The organism is Pseudoalteromonas sp. SR45-6 (assembly GCF_014163545.1).
In the GTDB taxonomy this organism is placed as follows: domain Bacteria; phylum Pseudomonadota; class Gammaproteobacteria; order Enterobacterales; family Alteromonadaceae; genus Pseudoalteromonas; species Pseudoalteromonas rhizosphaerae.
This window is the reverse complement of record NZ_JACJDM010000116.1, coordinates 1-2,540: the sequence shown is the minus strand read 5'-3', so window position 1 is coordinate 2,540 and position 2,540 is coordinate 1. Positions and strand designations below refer to the sequence as shown.

General features: G+C 39.0%; 2 protein-coding genes. Both read right to left on the bottom strand.

Features of this window, described 5'->3' with window-relative positions; translation table 11 throughout:
* The coding region (locus H5158_RS22300; RefSeq protein ID WP_220491402.1) for a hypothetical protein at nucleotides 1–1,148 on the bottom strand (1,148 nt) is incomplete at its 3' end.
* Between the two features lie 41 nt (nucleotides 1,149–1,189).
* Nucleotides 1,190–2,349 (bottom strand): IS3 family transposase gene (locus tag H5158_RS22295; RefSeq protein WP_182719725.1). Its coding sequence is split into 2 segments (ribosomal slippage): nucleotides 1,190–2,076 and nucleotides 2,076–2,349, totalling 1,161 coding nucleotides; the frame shifts between segments, so codons are not numbered across the junction.
* Between the last annotated feature and the right edge of the window lie 191 nt (nucleotides 2,350–2,540).

Genomic DNA, 2,540 nt, shown 5'->3' with positions numbered 1-2,540 from the left:
GGTTTTAACTCCTCAGGAAATCCGTGTTTTTCTGTTATATCTTTATCTATTTTGAAGTAGTGCTCTATTGATTGATATAAGTGTGTCCCAAGCGGGATTGATGTATCCATAAAGGTCATGGCTGTGGCGTATGCCAGTGAATCCCATTGACGATTTGAACCACCTACATAAAAAGTAGGCTTGGTAAAGCGATAATGTTTAGGGTATTTTAACGGCACCATAAGAGATACAAACACACGTGAACCACCGCGGGCTGAACCGACATTACGCTCATTTGCACCATAGCAAACAATGTCTTCGTAAGGTAAATAAAACGGTTTTCTAAACAAAGTATGAGGGGTTTTTACAAGCCCGGTATGGCGATTAAAATAAAAATTATCTCGGTGCGCTAATATTGCCCGGTGTTTCAGCATATAAAAACCAACAATAAACATAGGTGCATATATAGCAAATGGCACCCACCGATAATCCTCCCACACAAAACCAATAACAACCAAATCAACGAAAAAAAACATAACTGCAGATACCATTAGCAAGAAGCTTAGAGCAGTAAATAAATTTGACCACCCTCCAAACCATGAAATAGCCAACTGCTTACCATCGCTCTCTACCCAATGTCCCTCAAGCGTTGAGCCACTATCTGGGGATGAAAGCTTTGCTGCATATTCATCAGTAAAACGCTTACTTTTAAATGTGCGGGTTTTAAACCCGCAGCCATTGAGTGCTTCGGCTTTTTTTAATCGCGTTTCATAACTGTCTTTATGTAAATAGTCCCTTGGCAGTTGCTCTTTATATGTTGCTCTATCATCAAAATATTTACTTTCGTTTCTAGTCCGCCTCCTTATTTCGGCCACTTTCTCGGGGTTATTTTTTCTAAACTCTTCTCTTCGCACCACCGCTTCTTCATCTAACGCCAGTTGTTTGATGGTTTTATCTTTTGATCTGGTAGGGTCTCGATTTGGGTTTTCAGCGCACCACTGGTTAATCGCGTTAATACGATTTTCTCGTTTAATTTTTTCTCGTTCTTCGTGAGTTAAACCGTCTTTTTGTTCAGCAAAATAGCGCTCAAGATCCTCATCACTAATAAGGTTATCAAGTAAGTCATCAAGTTCGCTTGATTTCTCTGAGCTTTTATCATCACTACTCATTGTTACTCCTTTTGTAATGGTCAACAAATTCTGTAGAGATTCTAAGCGGCATTTTTTAATTCATTATATTTCTGATGTGGCGTCATATAATTAAGCGTAGAATGCCTACGTTTGTAATTGTAAAACTGAATATAATTGTCCACCTCACTTATAACTGAATGATGATTTATAAATGACAGGCGATTCAGTCGCTCTGTTTTTAAACTTCTAAAAAATCGCTCCATTACTGCATTATCCCAACAATTACCTCGACGACTCATACTTTGCGTTATAGTTAGTTGTGATAACCGAGCTCTAAACGAGGCTGCAGAATACTGACACCCCTGATCGGAATGAAACATCAGTTGATTAAGAACCGGCTGTTGACGCTTAATAGCATTATTCAATGCTGCTATAGCCAATTCAGCATTTGGGCTTGTTGATAAGGCATACCCTACAACTTCCCTCGTTGATAAGTCTAACACACAGGCCAAGTAGCTCCACCCTTGACGGTTCCTGATATAGGTAATATCACCGACCCAATGCGTGTTATGTGAATCAGGGTTAAACTCTCGTTTTAAGAGGTTCTGTGCGTACTTATGTTCATCACCTGAGTTAGGGTAGTAATGTTTTTTCTTCGGCCTGATGGCTTTTATATTCAACTTTTTCATCAGTGCCGCTGTTTTATATATTCCAATCGTATGATTTAACGCATTCAGTTCAACGTTCACTCTGCGTCTACCATACGTATAACCAGAATCGTCAGCGATAGATTTAATTAACGCCAGCAGTGCCTGCTCTGACTTATTTGGCGCGACGGGCGCATAGTAATAACTACTTGTACTGACTTCTAAAGCACGACACAACTCAGATACCGTATAGCTTGGGGTCGCTTTCTTCAATGCTTTAATTACTTTAAATTTTGATTGTCGCGAATGAAGAAAGCGGTGGCTTTTTTTAATATATCATTATCCCTTAAAGCGCGCTGTAGCTGCTTCTCTAGCAATTGAATACGTTGCTGTTCTGGTGTGAGTGCTTGTACATTTCCCGGGCTCTTACCATCTAGCTCAGATAGATATTGTTGCTTCCAACGTGATACTGCTGACTTTCCTGCGCCAGACATCTCTTCAATTTGCTTATTGGTATAACCTTCTTCTACCATTAATTTGGCATATTCAAGTTTTTGTTGTGCACTGAGTGTTACTTTTGATTTTCTGGTCATAGTGATACCTTTTGGGTTTAGCTCATTTTACGCTATAAACCTGTCCAGTTTCATTAGACCATTACATTTATTTGCTGTACTTCTTGTAAATTTTTTATAACTTAGCTTTTTATAACTTAACAATGGCTTGGCTGATTACTTGGCCAACGAAATTAAGATGACACCCATCTTAACTATTCAGAGTGAATATC